Raw genomic sequence first — 19,079 nt, forward strand, 5'->3', positions numbered from 1 at the left:
TTCAGGACACCTCTCGCTGCGAATCTTCGTCGTCGTCCTTGCCCCCCTCCACGGCGTGGAGGGCGGGCCGCTTCTGCCCGGCCTCGAGCGAGGCCTGCGCCCGCTCGTCCCTCGCGGCCTGCTTCGCCACCTTCTTCTCCTTCCGGCGATCGACCCAGCCGGCGATGGTGACGTAGCCGGCGGGGACCACGATCAGGGTCAGCGCCGCCGAGAGGGAGAGGCCGCCGATGACCGAGCGGGCCATGGGCGCCCAGATCTCGGCGCCGTCGCCGAGGCCCAGGGAGAGGGGCACCATGCCCAGCACCGTGGTGATGGTGGTCATGAGGATGGGCCGCAGGCGCATCCGGCCGGCGTGCACCGCGGCCTCGACGAGGTCCTCGCCCGCCAGGCGGCGGTGCTTGAGGACGTCGAGGAGGACGATGCCGTTGTTCACGACCACGCCGGCCAGGAGCACGACGCCGATGAGGACCGTGGTCTGCACCGTGGTGTTGGTCACCCACATGGCGAAGATCACGCCGGCGCCCGCCAGGGGCACGGCGAAGAGGATGACGAAGGGCTCGAGGAGCGACTCGAACTGGCTCGCCATGACCATGTAGACCAGCAGGATCGCCACCAGGATGGCGATGCCCAGGGCCTGGAACGACTCGACGAGGTCCTCGGCGGTGCCGCCGATGGTGACCGTGAGGCCCGGCTCGGCGGGCAGGTCCGTGAGGGCCACGTTCACCCGCTCCATCAGGGTGCCCAGGGGCACGTCCTCGGCCTTCATGGTGATCTGGCCCTGCCGGCGCTGGTTCTCCCGGGTGACGGCGATGGGCCCGAGGGACTCGCTGATCCGGGCCACCGTCGCCAGCGGCACGGTGGTGCCCAGCGGCGTGATCACCGGCAGGTTCTTCAGCCGGGTGATGTCCTCACGCACCTCGCGCGGCGCGCGCACCAGCACCGTGTGCTCGTCACCGGCCTCGCGGTACATCGTGGCCGGGGTGCCCATGAAGTAGGTGTTGATGGTCCCGGCCACCAGGGCCGGGGTCAGGCCCAGGATGCGGATCTGCTCGCGATCGAGCTCGACCTGCAGCTCGGGGCGGCCGGCCTCCAGGGAGAAGGAGACGTCGGCCGCGCCCTCGACCTTCTTGATCCGCTCGACCAGGCGCAGGCCGTAGTCGGTGAGCTGATCGAGGTCGTCGCCGGCGATCTTCACGGCGATGTCGCCGCCGCCGCCGAAGGCGCCCAGGCCCTGATCGAAGGGCTTGATCTCGAGGCCGGCGATGACGGCGAGCTTCTCCCGCAGCACCGACTCGATCTCGAACTGCGAGCGCACGCGCTCGGCCCGGGGGACCAGCCGGATGCGGATGATGCCCTTGGAGGAGCTGTTGCCGAAGAGCGCGCCGATGCCCTCACCGGTGCCGAACTCGGAGGCGACGACCCGGGCCTCGGGGACCTCGCGCTCGATGATCTTCTCCGCCTCCGCGAAGAGCTGGTCGGTGGTCGAGAGCGCCGTTCCGGGCGCGGCCCGCACGTCGAGGATGATCATCCCCTGGTCGGCCTGGGCCATGAAGTCGATGCCCAGGGTGGCGCCCAGGGCCAGGGAGCCGCCGAAGATCCCGGCCGAGAGGAAGATGACCTTCCAGCGGTGCTGGAGGGCCCGCCGCAGGAAGTTGCCGTAGCTCTCGGAGAGGGGGTCCAGCCAGCGCGTGAGGCGGCCGAGGGTGACCTCGCCGAAGGACTTGCGGCCCTGGCGGATGATCAGGCTCGAGAGCAGCGGCACCAGGGTGAGAGTGACCAGCAGCGAGGCGCCGAGGGAGAAGCAGATGGTCAGCGCCATGTCCTTGAAGAGCTGACCGGCCAGGCCCGGCACGAAGAGCACCGGGGCGAAGACCGCCACGGTGGTCAGGGTCGAGGCCGTGATGGGCATCGCCACCTCGGCCGTCCCCTTCATCGCCGAGACGGCCGGGCTCTCGCCCGCGGCCTGGTGGGAGAAGATGTTCTCCAGCACCACGATCGAGTTGTCGACCAGCATGCCCACCGCGAGCGCCAGCCCCGCCATCGAGATGACGTTCAGGGTGACGTCGAAGGCCGCCATCACCATGAAGGTCGCGAGCACCGAGAGGGGGATGCTCACCAGGGCGATGGAGGAGCTGCGCCAGCTGCGCAGGAAGGTGAGCAGCACGATGGCGGTGAAGATCAGCGCCGCCAGGGCCGTGGTGGAGAGGTTCGAGATCGAGCGGGTGATGGGCTCGGCCTGGTCGAAGATCGGCGTGACGGTGGCCCCCTCCGGGAGCCGCGACTCGATCTTCTCGAGCTGGCGATAGAGCTTGCGGACCACCTGCACCGTGTTGGCGTCCGACTGCTTCCGGATCGCCATCATCACCGCGGACTTGCCCTCGGCCCGGATGATCTGGGTGGTCTCCTGGAAGCCGTCGACGACGTCGGCGACGTCCTTGAGCTGGACGGGCACCCTCCCCTTCACGCCCACGACCGTCTCGCGGATCGACTGGACGTCCGGGAACTGGGCGTCGGTGACGATGCTCAGCTCGAGGGCGCCCTGATCGAGGTTGCCGCCGGGCACGATCACGTTGGCCCCCCGCAGGGCGCCGACGATCTGGGCGACCTCCATCCCGTAGGCCTGGAGCCACTCGGGGCGCACCCGCACCTGGATCTCTCGCTTGGCGCCGCCGAGCACCTCCGCCGCCGCCACCCCGGAGATCCGGGTGAAGGCCGGGCCGATCTCGTCCTCGGCCAGGGCCCGGACGGTCTCGGAGCTTCCCGGGGCGTTCACCGTGAGGAACATGATCGGCTGCAGCGAGGGGTCGAAGGCGAAGGTCAGCGAGCGGCCGACGCCCTCGGGCAGGCGGTCGTAGGTGTAGAGCTCGAGGTTCTTGCGCAGCTCCTGCTCCGCCAGGGCCATATCGGTGCCCCAGGCGAAGTTCACCATCACCAGGCTCACGCCCTGCGAGCTGGTCGAGGTGATCTTCTCGACGTGGTCGAGGGAGGAGAGCGCCGACTCGACCGGGCGGGTGACCAGCTCCTCGATGGCCTCGGGGCCGGCGCCCGGATAGGTGGTGATGGCCGCGACGATGGGGAACTCCATCTCGGGCAGCATGTCCAGGCGTAGCTGGCTGAAGGAGTAGACCCCGACCAGGGTCAAGGCCATGAAGGCCATGACCCCCGTGACGGGTCTCCGGACCGAGAGCTCGGTGATCCTCATGACGCCTCACGCTCCCCGGCCGCCGCGGCGCTCTTCGCGGCCACGTCCTCGACCGCCTGCCCCTCGCGCAGGAGGTGGGCGCCGCTGACGACCAGCCGCTCGCCGACCGCGAGCCCCTCGATCACCTCGAGGTCGTCCCCCTGCCGCTCGCCGACCCGGATGGTCTTCTTCCGCGCCGTGCCGTCCTCGATGACGAAGGCGAGGGCCTCCCCGGTGCGCTCGGTGGCGGGGGTGAGGATGACCGCCGCGGCGGGCACCTGGATGACGTCGGGGCGGCGGCTGATCTCGATGCGGACCCGCACCGCGGAGCCGGGCACCAGCCGGTGCTCGGCGTCGGGGATGTCGATCTCGACCAGGCCCGTCCGGGACATCCGATCGACCACCGGCCCGGTCATGGTGACGCTGGCGCTGACCGACACCTCGTTGGCGGCCAGGGGGGAGACCGTGACGGGCATCTCGGGCCGCACCCGCAGGAAGTCGCGCTCGGGCACCCGGAGCTTCAGCACGAGGCTGCTGGCGTCGACGATGGTCAGCAGGGGCATGGTGGGGGCCACCATGTCGCCCTCCTGGAGGGTGAGGCCGGCGATGGTGCCGGTGATGGGCGCCCGGATCATCGTCATGTTCCGCTGGGAGGTGGCCGCGGAGACCCCCGCCTCGAGCTGGCGCTCCTGGGCCTCGGAGGCCCGCAGCTGGGACTCCAGGCCCTCGAGCTGGGAGCGCGGCAGGGTGCCGGCCTCGACCAGGGCCTTCGCCCGGCGCACCTGATCCTTCAGCGCGCCCACGCTCGCGCGCACCGCCTCGAGGCCCGCCTCGGCCTGGCGCACGCCGTCGGCCTGGAGGTCGCCGCGCAGCACCGCGATGAGCTGACCCTGCTTGACGGTCTGGCCCTCGCTCACCTCGAGGCGCTTGATGCGCTCGGGCACCTGGGCGAAGACCCGCACCTCCTCCTTGCCCTGCAGCTCGCCGATGACCTCGACGTGGTGGACGAGGTCGGCGGTGCCGACGTCGGCGCCCCGCACCGGGCGGGCCTTCTCCTCCTTCTCGGCCGCCTCCTCCTCGCCGGAGGGGCAGCCGGCGATCAGCGCCAGGGGCAGGAGGAGCAGGGGCAGGAGCTTCCAGGATCCAGTCTTCATGATGCGTTCTCCAGGACGCCGGGGTCCTCTTCGATGAGCCGGGCGATCCCCGTCGCCAGCTTCTCCAGGATGTCCACGAACTGCTGCCGGTCGTCCGGCTCGAGCACCGAGAGGAGGCCCTGCATCTTCACGCGGGCCCCCTCGTCGATCTGCTCGAAGAGCCGCCGGCCCGCGGCCGCCAGCCTCACTATCACCACCCGCCGGTCCTCGGTGTCGCGCTCGCGCAGCACGTGGCCAGCGTCCTTCATCCGATCGACCAGGCGAGTGCAGCCGGGCAGCGAGATGCCGATGCGGCGGGCGAGCTCGCCCATGGGCAGGGGGCCGTCGTGGCCCAGCCGGGCGAGCACGTGGACCTGCCCCGCCGTCAGATCGGAGAGGTCGAAGTCCAGGTGATCGCGCAGGGGACCGTAGCGCCCCATCCCGACCAGCACGGCGTGCAGGCGGGCGACGCTCTCTTCCAGGGTCTCGTTCTTCTTGGTGGTCATGGCAAGCGAGACAATAGTTACCGTCTGCAACTTTTACAACCGGTAATTATTGAATGAGTTGGAACTTACACCCACTCACCCTTGCCGACCTGACGCGAGGAGATCCCCAACAGGGCCAGCAGAGACTCCGCGCCAGTTCCTCTCGGGAGGAGGAACCCCTGACGGGTTGGCGGCAGCGTATAGGAATCGAACCTACCGGCGCCCAGGTTCGCTGAACGCCCAACGGTTTTGAAGACCGCGGCCGGCACCAGCCTTGCTTCCGCTGCCACGGCCAGATGTAGGACGGAATGTTCGGGGTGACAAGCAACAACCGTGCACGTGCACGTGGACGTTCACGTCCACGGGGTTCTCCGGGCGAGAACAGGTCAGACCGAGATGGCTCCCTTGCGGAAGTCCGAGGCGCCGATCTTCACGTTGACCACCGCGGCCCGGTCAGCGGCGAAGGCCCGATCCAGCGCCGGCCCGATCTCCTCCGGGGCCTCGACCCACTCGCCGTGGCCGCCCAGTCCCTGGGCCACTTGGTCGTAGCGCGCGTAGGAGAGGGGCGTGGCGATCATCCGCTCCTCGCCGTACATGTCCCGCTGGGCCCGGGCGATCTGGGTCCAGCAGGCGTCGTTGCCGATGACCATCTTCACGTCGATGCCCTGGCGGACCATGGCCTCGACCTCCATCCCGTTGAGGCCGAAGGAGCCGTCGCCGAAGACGATGACCACCTGCCGGTCGGGGTGGGCCAGCTTCGCGGCCATGGCGTAGCCGGGGCCCACGCCGAGGGTGCCCAGGGGGCCCGGGTCGAGCCAGGAGAAGGGGGTCTTCAGCTCGAGGTTGTAGGCGGCGGTGGCCACGAAGTCACCGCCGTCCCCCACCACGATGGCGTCGTCGTCCAGCCGCGCGTCCAGCTCGGCGCAGAGGCGCAGGGGGTTGATGGGCGAGGCGTCGCTGTCCCGCTCCGCCGACATCTTGGCGATCTTCCCGGCGTCGGCCTCCTTGAGGCGGCCCAGGAAGTCGGCGGCCGCGCCGCTCGCCCCACCCTCCCCCAGCGCCCGGTGGAGGGCCGCCAGGGTCAGCCCGCTGTCGCCGACCAGCCCCACGTCGATGGGCCGGTTCCGGCCGATCTCGGTGCCGTCCAGATCGACCTGGATCACCTTCGCCCCGGGGGCGAAGGCCAGGCCCTCCTTGCCGTAGCCCAGCCGGAAGTCGAGCGGCGTCCCCAGGACGAAGATGAGGTCGGCCTCGGCCAGGGCCTGGCGCCGCACCCGCTGGAGGAGGGCCGGGTGGCTCGCCGGCAGGAGCCCGCGGGCCATGCCCGAGAGGAAGGTGGGCAGGGGGTGGGACTCCAGCAGCCGCGCCAGGGCCTGGGGATCGGAGCTCCAGCGGATCTGGGAGCCCACGATCAGCATCGGGCGCTCGGCGGCCGAGACCAGCCGCGCCGCCTCGGCCAGGTAGGCCGGATCCGGAGCCACCCGGGCCTCGCTGCGATACCCGGGGTAGGCCACCACCTCGTCCTCGGAGGCGGTGTTCATCAGGACGTCGAGGGGCATCTCCAGGAAGACCGGCCCCGGCACCCCCTGGGTCGCCACCCGCAGGGCGCTCTGGACGTACTCACCCAGCCGGCGGGTCTCGGGGACGCTCACCGCCCACTTGGTGATGGGCCGCATCAGCTCCACGTGGTTCATGTCCTGGAGGGAGCCCATGTCGGCGAAGAGCCGGGGCCCCTGCCCCCCGATCAGCACCATCGGCACCTGCGCCCGGTAGGCGTTCGCCACGGCGGTGACCGCGTCGGTGACCCCCGGGCCGGCGGTGACCGCCGCCACCCCCGGCCGGCCGGTGGCCCGGGCCCAGCCGTCGGCGGTGTGGGCGGCGCTCTGCTCGTGGCGGAAGTCCACGACCCGGATCCCCAGGTCGTGGCAGCCCTGGTAGATGGCGTCGATGTGGCCCCCGCAGAGAGTGAAGAGGTGGCTCACCCCCTCGGCCTTCAACGCGTCCGCCACGATCCTTCCGCCCTGTACGTAGCCCATGCCCTCGCTCCTCCTGTGGTTGCCGTGGGTCGTCGCCCCACAGTGAAGACCCGGAAGGTAAGCCACGCCAGACCTTGCCAAGTGCGCGTCATTCGTGGGATTTCCCGCCGCGACCGGAAACGAGACGTAGCCCATTTTGCTGGGGGAGAGAACGATGCTGGACCCGCCCGTCAACGCCGAGCCGAGGATGACTCCGATCAAGTTCGAGCCCTCCCCCGCCCACACCCTGGGCGTGGAGGTCGAGGTTTCGTTGATCGACCCGGTGACCCGGACCCTCTCCCCGGCTGCCCCCCGGGTCCTGCAGCGCCTGGGGGCCGACTGGGCCAAGCCCGAGCTCTTCCAGACCATCGTCGAGGTGGTCACGGGGGTCTGCAAGGACGTCGGCGAGGTCCGGGCGGACCTCTCGGCCAAGCTGGGGGCCCTCCAGAAGGCCGCCGAGGCCGAGGGCGTGGCCCTGACCTGCACCGGCACCCACCCCATCGCCCAGTGGCACGAGTACCCGATCACCGACGACCAGCGCTATCTGCAGCTGATCGAGCGGATGCAGTGGCCGGCCCGGCGCCTGTTGATCTGCGGCATCCACATCCACGTGGGCGTGCCCAGCGGCGAGCACGCCATCGCCCTGCTCAACTCGCTCTGCTGCTTCCTGCCCCACTTCGTGGCCACCTCGGCCTCCTCGCCCTTCTGGCTGGGCCTGGACACGGGCCTGGCCTCCTCCCGGGTGAAGGTCTTCGAGGGGCTACCCACCGCCGGCCTGCCCCCCCGGATCGCCAACTGGGCGGAGTTCGTGGCCCTGATGCGGACCCTCATCGGCGCCGGCTCGATCCAGACGATCCGGGAGATCTGGTGGGACGTGCGCCCCCACCCCGGCTTCGGCACGGTCGAGCTGCGGATGGCCGACGGGGTGAACACCCTCTCCGAGATCTGCGCCCTGGCGGCCTACGCCCAGTGCCTGGTGGCCTTCCTCACCGAGCTCTACGACTCGGGCGAGGCCCTGCCCCTGCTCAAGCGCTGGACCCTGGCCGAGAACAAGTGGCGCTCGGCCCGCTTCGGTGAGCACGCGAAGATGATCCGCAACGAGCGGGGCCAGACCGTGCCCATCTCCGATCACATCATGGAGTGGATGAACTACCTGCTGCCCATCGCCGAGCGCCTCGGCTGCGCGGAGGACCTGGCCTACCTTGGCAGGATCCTCGAGCACGGCCCAAGCTATCGCCGGCAGCGACGCGCGCTAGACGAGCTGGGCTCCCTCGAGAACGTCGTCGACGTGATGATCCAGGAGCTCAAAGAGGACCGTCCTTGGCATCCGTGACCGAACACCTAGAGAGACGCATCGACGAGCTCGCCGAGTCCGCCACCCGCCACGCGATCGATCTGCGCCGGGCGCTCCACCGCCACCCCGAGCTGGGCTGGCAGGAGGTGCAGACCCAGGCGACCATCCGCGAGCACCTGAAGAGCCTGGGCGTCGAGGCCCACCCCATCGCGACGACCGGCCTGGTGGCGGAGGTGGGCCAGGGCGAGCGCACGGTGCTCTACCGGGCGGACATCGACGCCCTGCCCGTCGAGGACGGGAAGACCCTGGGCACCTCGCCGGTGGTCTCCGAGGTGGAGGGGGTCTGCCACGCCTGCGGCCACGACCTCCACACCGCCCTCTCCACCGCCCTGGTGGACGTCTTCCGGCAGCTGGGCTCCGACCTGCCGGGCAAGGCCCGCTTCGTCTACCAGCCCGCCGAGGAGGTCCTGCCCTCCGGCGCGGAGGCGGTCGTCGAGCAGGGCGGCGCCGATGGCGTCGTCGCCTGCCTGGGGGTCCACGCCGACCCCATGCGCCAGGTCGGACACGTGGGCCTGAAGGCCGGACCGATGACCGCCGCCGGCGACGCCTTCGAGATCGTCGTCCGGGGCAAGGGCGGCCACGCCTCCCGCCCCTACCTGGCGCGCAACCCCATCGTGGCGGCCACCCGCGCCGTGGGCGCCCTCCACTCGATCGTCTCCCAGCGGGTCGACCCCCTCGAGCCCGCCGTGGTCACCGTGACCCGCATCCACGGCGGCTCGGCGAACAACGTCATCCCCGGCTGCGTGGAGCTCGGCGGCACGATCCGCACCTTCACCACCGACACCCGGCGCCGCCTCCACGCCGCCATCGAGGAGGTCGCCCAGGCCGCGGGCATCACCCAGGAGTGCGAGGTCGAGGTGAAGATCCACCTCGGCGCCCCCGGGCTGGTGAACGACGTGGAGCTGCACGCCCTCATGGAGCGGGTGGCCAGCGAGGCCCTGGGCGTCGAGTGCATCGAGAACTTCGAGCGCCCCAGCGTGGGCAGCGAGGACTTCTCCTTCTTCGGCACCCGGGCGCCGACCTACATGATGCGCCTGGGCGTGCGCCGCCCCGGCCACCAGGCCGCCCACCTGCACTCCCCCACCTTCGACCCCGACGAGTCCGCGATCACCGTGGGCGTCCGGGTCATGGGGCGGGCGCTGCTCCGCCTGATGGCGGGACAGGGCTGATCGGCGTCCGCAGCGCCGGGGGGTCGCCGGCCGGGAGCTCGGGCTCCTCCGGCAGGGCCTCCTCCGCGGGCGCCTCTCCCATGGGCCAGCGCAGGATGGGGCCGGCCAGGGGCTCGGCGCCCAGGAAGCGCAGGATCTCCGCCCGGGCCCCGGGCCAGGAGCTCTTGCCCAGGGCGAGCAGGAGCACCGGCGCGCCCTTCAGCGAGCCGATCAGCTCCGCCGGGAAGCGGGGCCCGTCCTCGCTCAGCCGCAGGGCGAGCTGGACCTGGGGGGGACAGATCCAGAGGCGCAGCCGGGGCCGGTAGTGCCCCAGCTGCGGCTGGTAGAAGGTGCGGCTGGGATCCTCCAGGGCCACCGAGCCGCAGTCCCCGGCGCCGGTCCAGCCCGGAGGCCGGTCGGCGGGCGCGCTCTCGTCCAGGCGCCAGCGGCCGGGCAGGCCCTCCACCAGGGCGACGAGCTCGCCCCGGGCGCCGGGATCGAGGCCGACCTCCCGCTGGAGGGGCCGCTCGAGATCCGCGGCGACGATCCGCTCCACCAGGCTGTTCGCCGCCCGGGCCCAGGCGGCCCGCGCCAGGGCGAAGGGATCCAGCCGGTCCGCCGCGTCGATCCGGGCCCCGGCCTGCCCCAGGAAGTAGAGCTGGCGGCTGCGGGGATCTCCCAGCTCCACCTCGTCCAGGTAGGCGCTCCCGAGGCTGACCACCAGCTCGGGGGCCTGGCCCTTCTTCACGTGGTAGCCCTGGAAGCCCCGCAGGCGGCGCAGGCGGCCCTTGAGGAGCAGCGCCCCCTCGGGGACGGCGCCCACGACCTCGACCCGCACGACCCGCGCGAAGCGGCCGCTGCGGCGCAGACGCTCGACCAGGTCATCGGTGGCCAGGGCGGCCAGATCCCCGGCCCAGGCGCTCTCCCGGGTGGGCGCCTCGCCCGTGAAGCCCCCCTGTTCCGCCAGCCACGAGGGCAGCGCCTCGCGGTGGAAGTCGGGGCGGGCGTCCACGAGGGTCTGGACCGCGAGGACGGGGCCCTCACCCGGAGGGGTCGGCGCGGCCGCCTCGGCCTCCAGGGCGAGGGGGATCGAGCCGCGGCGGGGGGACTCGTAGACGGGGGGGCCGGTGACACAGCTGATGCCGAGACCGAGGCAGAGGCCGATGAGGACCACGGTGGACCGGGCCTCTGTCAGCCCCTTGTGGTAGTGGTCCGGGGTCATGGCGGATCTCACCAACGACTTCTCCTGGTCCAGCTCCCGCGCCTCGAAGTTCGACAGCTGCCGGCTGGCCTACTGGTTTCACTACTACGGCTCGTGGGGTGGGTGGGAGCGCGGCGCGTCCGAGCGCACCCACGAGCTCTGGGTCCTCAAGAAGCTCACCGGCCGGCAGGCCTGGGCGGGCATCGGGGTCCACGACGCGATCGCCGAGGCCCTGGGGGTGGTCCAGCGGGGCGGCGAGCTGCCCCCGGCCGAGAAGGTCATCGGCGACCTCCACGAGAAGATGCGCGACGAGTTCAAGGGCTCCCGGGAGGGGGTCTACCGGAGGCGGAAGGCCCTCGGGCTGGTCGAGCACGAGTACGAGCTGCCCATCTCCAACGCCAAGTGGAAGGAGAACTGGGAGCGGGCGAAGGGCTCCCTCGAGGCCTTCTACGCCTCGCCCATCTGCGCCGAGATCTGTGCCACCCCGCCCGAGCGCTGGCTGCCCATCGACGCCCTGGACACCTTCGACTTCGAGGGCACCAGGGTCTACGTGGCCCCCGACTTCGCCTTCCGGGACGACCGGGACCGGCTGCGGATCCTCGACTGGAAGACCGGCCGGCCCCGCGAGAAGGACCACGAGCAGGTGCGCGGCTACGCCCTCTTCGCCGCCGATCGCTGGGGGGCCGAACCCGAGGAGCTGGCCGCCGAGCTGCACTACCTCGCCGAGGGGAAGGTCGAGGCGGTGACGGTCGATCTCGAGGCCATCGAGGCCTACAAGGTGCGCCTGCGCGAGTCCATCGCCGCCATGAAGGCGGTGCTCAAGGACCCCTCGAAGAACGAGGCGGACGAGGCCGATTTCCCGGCGGTTTCCGACTCGCGAGAGTGCCGCTGGTGCAACTTCCGGAGGCTCTGCCCCGGGGCCGTGGACTGAGGTCTCCCGGTTTCGGCTGCGAGCTGTGAGCAACCAGGCTCACGACGATGAAGAAGCGAGCCCGGCTCTCTTCTTCACCACGAGCCACCCATTTGCTCGTAGCTCAAAGCTCGTAGCTCACAGCCCCCTCCTCCGGAGGCCAGACGGCCTCCGGCGTGGGCACGGCACGGGCCCTCGATCGGAGCGCCTCAGCCGGAGACCTTCCAGTCCTCCGGCAGCTTGATCTCGTAGTGCAGCTCCACCGAGGCCTTCTTCCCGGGCTTCACGGTGGGAGTCCAGTTGATGAAGCCGCGGTGCTCGTCGAGCTCGTAGCCGGCGGTGGTCTTCTTCGCGTCGAGGATGACCTGGATGGCCTCCTCCTTGCTCACCGGGATCCGCTCGTGGATCTCCACCGGCAGGGCCTCCTTGGCCTGGCTCTCGATCTCCACCCGGTAGATCCGCTCCAGCTTGCGGGTGCTGCCCAGGAAGCCCGGGCTCTTGTCCCGCTCGCGCACGTCGATCCGCTCCAGGCGCAGGCGCTCGTCGAGGCCCAGGGAGACCTCGATGGGCTCGCCCGCCCCCCGGTACTCCAGGTCGGTGTCGCCCACGTAGGAGCCGCCCCGGTAGGTGTGCACCGTCCCGGCCAGCAGGGGGTAGGAGGCCGGGTTCTTCAGCCGGGCCACCTGGTAGACGAAGGGAGAGAGCTTGGGCACGGCCTTCAGGGCCGAGCTCGCGGCCGCCTCGATGCGGTCGACCGGGAACCAGTAGGGGCTGCCGTCGGCGCGCACCGTCACCTTCCGGGGGATGGTGAGGATGACCGACTGGCCCTTGTCGGCCAGCTCCGCGCTCGCCGGGCCGGCGCTGCCCGCCGGGCCGCCGGCCTGGAGCTGGTCGCGCTTCTCGGTGGCCTGCACCAGGACCCGCTCCTTGCCCACCTCGTAGCCGTCGACCCAGAGGATCGCGGGCATCGGCGCCCGGGCGCCCAGGCGGGGCTTGGCGGTGGAGAGCACCACCTGGGCGTCCTCCCAGTCCTCGCCCGAGCTCTGGGTCACGACCGCGCCCACGGTGAGCTCGGCCTGGCCCTTGCCGAGGGTCTTGCCCCCCGCGGCCGTGAAGCGCAGGTCGTACTCGGGGCGCCAGGAGGCGCCGCCGACCACGTAGGCCAGGCGCACCACGGGCTTGGCCTCCTTGCCGCAGTCCACCGCCACCGTGGCCTCGAGGGCCTCGGGGGCCTGGCGGGCCTGGAAGTGGTTGAGCCGCCGCTGGAGCAGGTCGCGCTGGCGCTGCTGCTCGCGGATCTTCCGGCCGAGCTCCACCCGGCGCATGGCCCCGTCGAGCTCCTCCTGCTTGAAGCCGTCGAGCACCGAGGCCCAGGTGCGGGTGTCGGCGGCGGTGCCCCGCAGGGCCTCGGCGAAGACCACCCGGAAGTAGTTGGCGTACTGCAGGTTGGTGGTCGCCCGGCTCTGGAGCCGGGAGATCTCCTGCTGGTGCACCTGCACCGCGTCGTCGATCGCCTGGATCTCGGCCTTGAGCTTGGCGACCCGCTCGTCGGCGTCCGCCTCGAGGGCGGTGATCCGGTGCGCCACCCCCAGGGCCTTGGCGCTGCCCGAGGCGGTGGCGCGCAGGGTGCGGGCGTCGAGGTGGGGCACCAGCTCGCCGAACTTCGCGACCGCGTTGCCCCCCTTGCAGGTGACGGTCTGCTTGCGCACGACCATCGCCCGGTCGGCGAAGACCACGACCCGCTCGACCGGAGCCGCGGCCGCCGAGGCCAGGGAGGGGGTGAAGAGGCCCAGCAGGAGGGCCAGGGCGGAGAGCTTCATCTCGTTCATTCGCATCGTTCCGTCCTCCTAGCGCTGGGTGAGCTGCCAGTCCTTCGGACGGCGGATGGAGTAGGTGAAGTCGATCTTCCGGGTCTCACCCGGCTTCAGGGTGAGCTCCCAGCGCAGGCGGCCCTTGGCGTCGGGGCCGTCGCTGACCTCGGGCTTCGAGGAGAGCAGCTTCACCTCGATGTCCTCGTTGTTGGTCTTGGGCAGCACGTCGTAGACGTGCACCGACACCGCGCGCTTCTTGTAGTTGCCCACCTCGATGTGCACGGCGTAGTCCGTGATCTCCTCCTTGGAGACCAGCCCCTCCGTGCGGGTCTTGGGGGCGACGTGGTGCTCGAGGCGGATGTCCTCGTCGGCGCCCAGCGGGAGGGCCAGCTCGCCGCCGGGGCCCGTGGTGTCGAGCGAGCCCTCACCGGCGAAGTCCCCGTCCACGAAGATGCTCATCTTCCCGGCGAGGATCGGCTGCTTGGTGGCGTTCTTCACCTTGGCGGTGAGGTAGGCGGTCTTCTGGATGGCCGGGGTCGCCTCGTAGAGGAGCTCCGCCTTCCAGGTGGCCATCGAGAGGGGCACCTTCAGCTTCTCGGGCCCGCTCTCCACCGAGGCGGTGGTGGGCGCCGGGAAGACGTAGTCGAAGCCGCCGGCCACCATCGCCGGCAGGGTGCGATCCCCGAAGGTGGGGCGCCGCCAGGCGTTGGGATCGTAGAGGGCCAGGCTGCTGCTCGAGGCGCCGGGGCCGCGGGCGAGGCTGCTGCGGGAGCTCAGGGAGACCGACTCGGCCTCGGCCAGCTCCCCGGCCACCTCGTAGTCGTCGAAGGCCATCGAGGGGGCGGCCGAGGGCCCGGCCTCGGCCTTGCTGCGCTTCGCCTTGTAGGAGGGCCGCGGGGCCGCCTGGGGCCGGCTCGGCGGGGGCGCCGGGGCCTCGGCGGGCATGTTCTGGTAGTAGTCGGGCGCCGGCGCGCCCCGGGAGGCCAGGCCGCCGACGCTGCCGGCGCCGATCCCGTAGCCGTAGCCCGCGCCGCCGGTGGGGGCGGCGGTGGCGATGCTGACCGTGGAGCCGAAGGTGCTGGCGAGGCCGGTGGGGCCGCTGGAGGCCAGGGTCCGCAGCTGGTTCAGGCGGGCGGCGAGCACCTCCCGCTCGACCCGGCGGTCGATGATGGCGCTGCTCGGCCGGGCCGGGGGCACCCGCAGGGCCACCGGGCGCGGCAGGGGCTGCTCCGGGCGAGGCTGCGGGATCATCTCGCGGTGCTCGCCGAGGGTCCAGGTGAGCAGCTCGGGGACCGCCAGGGTCTGGCCCGGGATGGCGGTCGAGAGGAAGAGATCGACCTCCGACCAGCTCTCGCCGGTGGTCTGCTGGACCAGCCCGGCGTAGGCCAGCTTCACGTTCCCCTCCTGGGGCGAGAAGTGGAGCTCGTAGGTCGGCCACCAGGCCGCCCCGGGCACGTCGTAGCTCAGGGTCAGGGTGGCCGAGGCCTTCGACCCGCTCTCGAGGATCGCCAGCACCTTCAGCCGCCGCAGGGAGGCCGCGCCCAGATCGTGCCGGCCGATCTCGGTCTGCACCTCCTGGATCTTCTTCGTCAGCTCCCGTCGCGCCGCCTCCTCCTTGCGCAGCTCCGCGTGGATCGCGTCCCGGCGGGCGTCGAGGAAGTCGAGGGAGGACTTCCAGACCGCCGGCTTCACCGTCGGGGCGGGCTTGCCCACCCGCTCGCTCTCCGGCACCGGCAGGGCCGGACCGACCGAGCCGAGGTAGGAGAGCTCCCGGTTCAGGGAGGTGACCCGGGCGTCGAGCTCGGCCTGGGTGTCGGCGAGCTTCTCCAGCTTCGAGAGCAGCGCCTCGACCTCGGGCAGGGTCATCCTCGCCTCCTCCACCGGCCGCGTCTCGACCCGGATCACCTTGCCGGCCGTGACGTCCACCCGCACCGAGGAGATCATCGCCGCGCCGGGGATGTCCGGAAGGGCCACGATCGAGGTGCCGGCGGGCAGGCTCAGGGAAGCCCGCCGCTGGACCCGGGCGCGGTCGGAGAAGACGGTGACGGCAGAGACGGGAGCGTCGAGGCTGCGGGCCGAGGCCTCCAGCTCCGGGCCCGCGGAGACGGCGGGCACGCTCGCCGCGACGAGCAGCAAGGGAAGTAGGTGCATCTCGGGAGATCCTCCGTGAGAATGAGCCGGTGCCCCCTTCTACGAAGACCCCGGCCCGGGGATCTAAACCCATTTCGGTCCCGACCCCCAGCCTCGGTGGGGCTCTTCTCGTGGGGCTCCTCCTCGCCTGCTCCCGCCCGACGGCGGCAGAAGCGCCGTCCCCGTCCACAGCCTCGCCGTCGGCCTCCGCCTCAACCTCCGCCTCAGCGGCCTCTCCCCTGCCCGCGCCACCATCGCCGGAGTTCGCTTCCGAAATTCGAGCCCTGACAGAGGCCGAGAAGCAGGCCATGAGGGGCGTCTCCTGGCACGAAGGCTGTCCCCTCCCCCTGGAGCAGCTCGCCCGCCTCGAGCTCTCCCACCACGGCTTCGACGGGGAGCCCCACACCGGCGTCCTGGTGGTCGACGCCGCCGAGGCGCAGCGGGTGGAGGGGATCTTCCGGGCCCTCTTCGAGGCCCGCTTCCCCATCCGCCGGATGGAGCCCATCGAGGCCTTCGGCGGGGACGACGACGCCAGCATGGCCGCCGACAACACCTCCGCCTTCAACTGCCGGCCGGTGGCCGGGAAGAAGACCTTCTCCCAGCACGCCTGGGGCCGGGCGATCGACCTGAACCCCCGCGAGAACCCCTACGTCCGGGGCGAGGACGTGCAGCCCCCCCGAGGGCGCGCCTTCCTGGATCGGGCGGCCGACCTGCCGGGCCTGCTGCGGGAGGGCGGCCCGGCGGTGCGAGCCTTCGAATCGGCGGGCTGGAAGTGGGGCGGGCGCTGGCGGCGCTCGAAGGACTACCAGCACTTCTCGGTCAACGGCCGCTGAAGTGCGTGCAAACGGATCCGGCCCGGACTATGGGTGAGGGCGATGAGACCGAGGTGGGCCGACAGGCAGTTCTCGCTGGAGTTCTATCCGCCGAACACTCCCAAGAGTGAGGCGGCCTTCCAGCGCGCCGTGAAGCGGCTGGAGCCGCTGCGGCCGGATCACGTCTCGGTGACCTTCGGCGCCGGGGGCAGCACCCGGGAGAAGACCTTCGCCGTGGTGGAGTGGCTGCAGGAGAACACCGACTTCGTCACCCTGCCCCATCTCTCCTGCCTGGGTACCCGCGACACCAGCATCGACCAGATCCTGCGGCGCTACCAGGACGCCGGGGTGAGCCGCATCGTCGCCCTGCGCGGCGATCTGCCCCCCGAGGGCGAGACGGTCCTGGAGGGCAGCTTCCGGCACGCCTCGGACCTGGTCGCCCACATCCGGGCCTTCGGCGGCTTCGAGATCTACGTGGCCTGCTACCCCGAGTTCCACCCGGAGGCGCCGACCCCCGGGGAGGACATGGAGCACTTCGCGGCCAAGGTCCGGGCGGGCGCCGACTACGCGATCACCCAGTACTTCTACGACAACGAGGCCTACTTCCGCTTCGTCGAGGACGTGCGGGCCCTGGGCGTGGAGATCCCGATCTACGTGGGCCTGATGCCGATGGTCAGCTTCGAGCAGATCGATCGCTTCTCCCGGGTCTGCGACGCGGGCATCCCCCTGTGGATCCGCAAGCGGATGGAGGCCTACGCGGACGACCCGGCCTCCCAGCGGGCGCTGGGCATCGACCTGGCCTCGCGCCAGGCCGAGCGGCTCCTCGAGCAGGGCTGCCCGGGGATCCACTTCTACACCCTCAACCGCGCGGCCCCGATCCTCCAGATCTGGGAGAACCTGGGCGTGATCCCGGACGCCGAGGGCTGAACGCAAAAGAGGCGGCCGGTGGGGACACCGACCGCCTCGAAGTGCTCTGCTCGAGTGAGCTCGAGATCAGCTGCCCGGGTTGGGGCTGAAGTCGGCGAGCTTGCCCTTGGTCTTCGCGAGATCGTCGGCGCCGTCCATGGCGTCCTTCTTCTCACTGCAGACCGGCCACTCCTCGATGCCCTCGTTCACGGCGTCGATGAGGTGCTGCGGCCAGCCGGTGGTGTCGGCATCGCCTGCGTCCTTCGCGCCCGAGAAGACGGCGTTCAGCTCGATGTAGGCCGCCTCGTCCTCGGGCACCGCGCTCTCCTCGTAGATCGCGTTGGTGGGGCACTCGGGCTCGCAGGCGCCACAGTCGATGCACTCGTCCGGATGAATCACCAGTGTGTTCTCACCCTCGTAGAAACAATCCACGGGGCAGACTGCAACGCAGTCGGTGTACTTACACTTCACACACGGGTCGCCAACGATGTAGGCCATTCTTGCCTCCTGTTGCGGTGATGCCTGGCTTCTAGCGCAGATGCGTACCAGGGGAAAGGCCCGATCGCCACCCGCCGCCGATCACTCCGCCAGAGGCGCAGCCAGCGCCGGCCAGGGGCGCTCCAGGAGGCTCTTGCAGGTCGTCCCAGCGGGCACCGGGACGAAGAGGAAGCGCCCCTGCAGGCGCTCGACGCGATCCGAGACCCCCCACTCCAGGCAGGAGGCCGAGGCCCCCAGCAGGGTCTGCACGACGCTCGTGCGCAGGACGCCCTCGAAGCGATCGCCGTCGAAGCGTCCCCGCGCCACCGACTCCGAGCGCTTGGTGATGTACATCTCGCCGGAGCAGAAGAAGCTCTCCACGTCGATGGTGACCCCCGGGTGGCCGTCGGCGTCGTAGTCCTTCTTCTGCCAGTCGGCGATCCAGGGCAGCGCCTGCAACCAACCCCCGCGCAGGCCGACGAACTCCACCGTCGCCATGGGCATGAAGTCGGGCTTCTTGGAGCGCATGCTCGTCTTCACCCCGGCGGTCTTCTGGAAGATCGAGCGACAGGGCTGCTGCTCGATCGTGAGGCTGTCGGGGCGCTCCACCGCGCGGGCGACCAGGAAGGTGTCCGAGCGGGTGGAGACGTCACCGACGATCGACACCTTCTTCTTTCCCCAGACCACCTGGTGGCCCGCCCAGTAGTGCACGATCTCGGTGGCCGGCGCGGGCTCCTTCGGAGGCGCCGCGGGCGCCGGCGCGGGGGCCGTGGGCTCCGGCTTCTTGATGACGGGCGGCTTCTTGGGCGGCGTCGGCGGATCGAGGGTACTCGCCGGGCCCGCCGAGGGAGGCACCGCGCGCACCGCTGGCGGCAGGGCCAGTGCGAAGAGCCCTGCAACGGTGACGACCACGAGCCGGGCCCCTCCCACACGCGTGTCCATCTGCGCCGCAGAGTAGCCCGGCCTTCGACCCGCGGGCCAGGGAAAGCATTGGTCATACCAACTGCGCAGCCTGTGAACGCTCACTCTCGTGCGACGCGGCGAGGAGGTGGACGATTCAAGCCCGAACGAAGAGGGCCCCACCGCTCACGCGATGGGGCCCGATGCTTCGCGACCTCCTGGAGGCCGGCCGAGCGCTAGCGGCGCCGGCGCAGCAGGAGCGCGCCGAGGGCCAGGAGGGTCAGGCCCATCAGGCTGGTCTTCTCACCCGCGGCGCTGGAGCAGCCCAGCGTCTTCGGCTGACCGTCGGCCACGATGATGGTCTTCCAGGTCGAGCGGGCGTTCAGCTCGCGGGTGACCCGGTCCTCCCAGACCGTCTCGGCGGTGAGCTCGATCTCGTAGTTGCCGGGCAGGTCGGGGGTGAAGTTCACGACCTTGTCGGCCAGGTAGTGGTACTCGAAGGGCGTCGAGAGGGTCACGGTCCCCTTCGGGTTCTCGACCACCGCGCGGGAGCCCTGGGGCGCGCTGGTCACGGTCCAGGTGTAGCGCACGGCCTCGTTGGTGCGGTTGGTGAAGA

The 19,079-nt window shown here is 71.1% G+C and carries 15 protein-coding genes and 1 tRNA gene; 5 read left to right on the forward strand and 11 right to left on the reverse strand.

Translation table 11 applies throughout. The features are described 5' to 3' along the window. Position 1: 1 nt before the first annotated feature. The 5 genes from P1V51_19595 to P1V51_19615 form a co-directional block, all read right to left on the reverse strand. On the reverse strand, positions 2-3,202 hold the full coding sequence (locus tag P1V51_19595; protein ID MDF1565251.1) for an efflux RND transporter permease subunit: 3,201 nt from the start codon (positions 3,200-3,202) through the stop codon (positions 2-4). Beyond that, positions 3,199-4,335 (reverse strand): efflux RND transporter periplasmic adaptor subunit, encoded by a 1,137-nt coding sequence (locus P1V51_19600; GenBank protein MDF1565252.1) that lies wholly within the window; start codon positions 4,333-4,335, stop codon positions 3,199-3,201. The genes P1V51_19595 and P1V51_19600 overlap by 4 nt, the downstream gene beginning before the upstream one ends. Further along, positions 4,332-4,820: a MarR family transcriptional regulator gene (locus tag P1V51_19605; GenBank protein MDF1565253.1), complete on the reverse strand. Its 489-nt coding sequence runs from the start codon at positions 4,818-4,820 to the stop codon at positions 4,332-4,334. Before P1V51_19605 ends, P1V51_19600 begins: the two co-directional genes overlap by 4 nt. 167 nt (positions 4,821-4,987) lie before the next feature. Then, positions 4,988-5,087 (reverse strand) — tRNA-Sec (locus tag P1V51_19610). 98 nt (positions 5,088-5,185) lie between these two features. Beyond that, the gene (locus tag P1V51_19615) at positions 5,186-6,835 is read right to left on the reverse strand and encodes a thiamine pyrophosphate-binding protein (protein ID MDF1565254.1); all 1,650 of its coding nucleotides are present in this window, start codon (positions 6,833-6,835) and stop codon (positions 5,186-5,188) included. A gap of 187 nt (positions 6,836-7,022) precedes the next feature. Between P1V51_19615 and P1V51_19620 the strand changes: the two genes are divergently transcribed. After that, a complete protein-coding gene (locus tag P1V51_19620; protein ID MDF1565255.1) occupies positions 7,023-8,147 on the forward strand; it encodes a glutamate--cysteine ligase in 1,125 nt (374 codons plus the stop codon). Further along, entirely contained in the window at positions 8,144-9,337 is a 1,194-nt protein-coding gene (locus tag P1V51_19625) for a M20 family metallopeptidase (protein ID MDF1565256.1), read from the forward strand. Before P1V51_19620 ends, P1V51_19625 begins: the two co-directional genes overlap by 4 nt. Here P1V51_19625 and P1V51_19630 read toward each other — a convergent pair. Next, a complete protein-coding gene (locus tag P1V51_19630) occupies positions 9,294-10,550 on the reverse strand; it encodes a hypothetical protein (protein ID MDF1565257.1) in 1,257 nt (418 codons plus the stop codon). The genes P1V51_19625 and P1V51_19630 overlap by 44 nt on opposite strands. On the opposite strand from P1V51_19630, the gene P1V51_19635 reads away from it, so the two are divergent. Then, entirely contained in the window at positions 10,537-11,448 is a 912-nt protein-coding gene (locus P1V51_19635; GenBank protein MDF1565258.1) for a PD-(D/E)XK nuclease family protein, read from the forward strand. The genes P1V51_19630 and P1V51_19635 overlap by 14 nt on opposite strands. A 188-nt stretch (positions 11,449-11,636) precedes the next feature. Here P1V51_19635 and P1V51_19640 read toward each other — a convergent pair whose 3' ends face one another. Together P1V51_19640 and P1V51_19645 are read right to left on the reverse strand one after the other, a co-directional pair. Continuing rightward, complete coding sequence (locus tag P1V51_19640; protein MDF1565259.1) at positions 11,637-13,262, reverse strand: mucoidy inhibitor MuiA family protein; 1,626 nt, start codon at positions 13,260-13,262, stop codon at positions 11,637-11,639. A 12-nt stretch (positions 13,263-13,274) separates the two neighbouring features. Next, entirely contained in the window at positions 13,275-15,389 is a 2,115-nt protein-coding gene (locus P1V51_19645) for a mucoidy inhibitor MuiA family protein (GenBank protein MDF1565260.1), read from the reverse strand. Between the two features lie 287 nt (positions 15,390-15,676). Here P1V51_19645 and P1V51_19650 point away from each other — a divergent pair, with 287 nt between their 5' ends. Then, positions 15,677-16,201, forward strand: coding sequence for a M15 family metallopeptidase (locus P1V51_19650; GenBank protein ID MDF1565261.1), 525 nt, complete (start codon positions 15,677-15,679; stop codon positions 16,199-16,201). 42 nt (positions 16,202-16,243) lie between these two features. Then, positions 16,244-17,107, forward strand: a complete 864-nt coding sequence (metF, locus tag P1V51_19655; GenBank protein MDF1565262.1) for a methylenetetrahydrofolate reductase [NAD(P)H] — start codon at positions 16,244-16,246, stop codon at positions 17,105-17,107. 66 nt (positions 17,108-17,173) lie between these two features. Here metF and P1V51_19660 read toward each other — a convergent pair whose 3' ends face one another. The 3 genes from P1V51_19660 to P1V51_19670 all read right to left on the reverse strand — a co-directional run. Further along, entirely contained in the window at positions 17,174-17,584 is a 411-nt protein-coding gene (locus P1V51_19660; protein MDF1565263.1) for a 4Fe-4S binding protein, read from the reverse strand. An 81-nt stretch (positions 17,585-17,665) separates the two neighbouring features. Continuing rightward, positions 17,666-18,505 (reverse strand): hypothetical protein, encoded by an 840-nt coding sequence (locus tag P1V51_19665; protein MDF1565264.1) that lies wholly within the window; start codon positions 18,503-18,505, stop codon positions 17,666-17,668. Positions 18,506-18,699: 194 nt separating this feature from the next. Continuing rightward, a partial coding sequence (locus P1V51_19670; protein ID MDF1565265.1) for a thrombospondin occupies positions 18,700-19,079 on the reverse strand: 380 nt, incomplete at its 5' end.

The sequence above is a fragment of the Deltaproteobacteria bacterium genome, from assembly GCA_029210625.1.
Classification (GTDB): Bacteria; Myxococcota; Myxococcia; order SLRQ01; family SLRQ01; genus JARGFU01.

Excerpts from the sequence above, each read along its gene's own strand:
- P1V51_19650 (MDF1565261.1), top strand. The coding sequence starts at position 15,677 with ATGAGGGGCGTCTCCTGGCACGAAGGCTGTCCCCTCCCCCTGGAGCAG.
- P1V51_19620 (MDF1565255.1), top strand. The coding sequence starts at position 7,023 with ATGACTCCGATCAAGTTCGAGCCCTCCCCCGCCCACACCCTGGGCGTG.
- P1V51_19595 (MDF1565251.1), bottom strand. The coding sequence starts at position 3,202 with ATGAGGATCACCGAGCTCTCGGTCCGGAGACCCGTCACGGGGGTCATG.
- P1V51_19645 (MDF1565260.1), bottom strand. The coding sequence starts at position 15,389 with ATGCACCTACTTCCCTTGCTGCTCGTCGCGGCGAGCGTGCCCGCCGTC.
- P1V51_19635 (MDF1565258.1), top strand. The coding sequence starts at position 10,537 with ATGGCGGATCTCACCAACGACTTCTCCTGGTCCAGCTCCCGCGCCTCG.
- P1V51_19640 (MDF1565259.1), bottom strand. The coding sequence starts at position 13,262 with ATGCGAATGAACGAGATGAAGCTCTCCGCCCTGGCCCTCCTGCTGGGC.
- P1V51_19600 (MDF1565252.1), bottom strand. The coding sequence starts at position 4,335 with ATGAAGACTGGATCCTGGAAGCTCCTGCCCCTGCTCCTCCTGCCCCTG.
- metF (MDF1565262.1), top strand. The coding sequence starts at position 16,244 with ATGAGACCGAGGTGGGCCGACAGGCAGTTCTCGCTGGAGTTCTATCCG.
- P1V51_19605 (MDF1565253.1), bottom strand. The coding sequence starts at position 4,820 with ATGACCACCAAGAAGAACGAGACCCTGGAAGAGAGCGTCGCCCGCCTG.
- P1V51_19615 (MDF1565254.1), bottom strand. The coding sequence starts at position 6,835 with ATGGGCTACGTACAGGGCGGAAGGATCGTGGCGGACGCGTTGAAGGCC.
- P1V51_19660 (MDF1565263.1), bottom strand. The coding sequence starts at position 17,584 with ATGGCCTACATCGTTGGCGACCCGTGTGTGAAGTGTAAGTACACCGAC.
- P1V51_19665 (MDF1565264.1), bottom strand. The coding sequence starts at position 18,505 with ATGGACACGCGTGTGGGAGGGGCCCGGCTCGTGGTCGTCACCGTTGCA.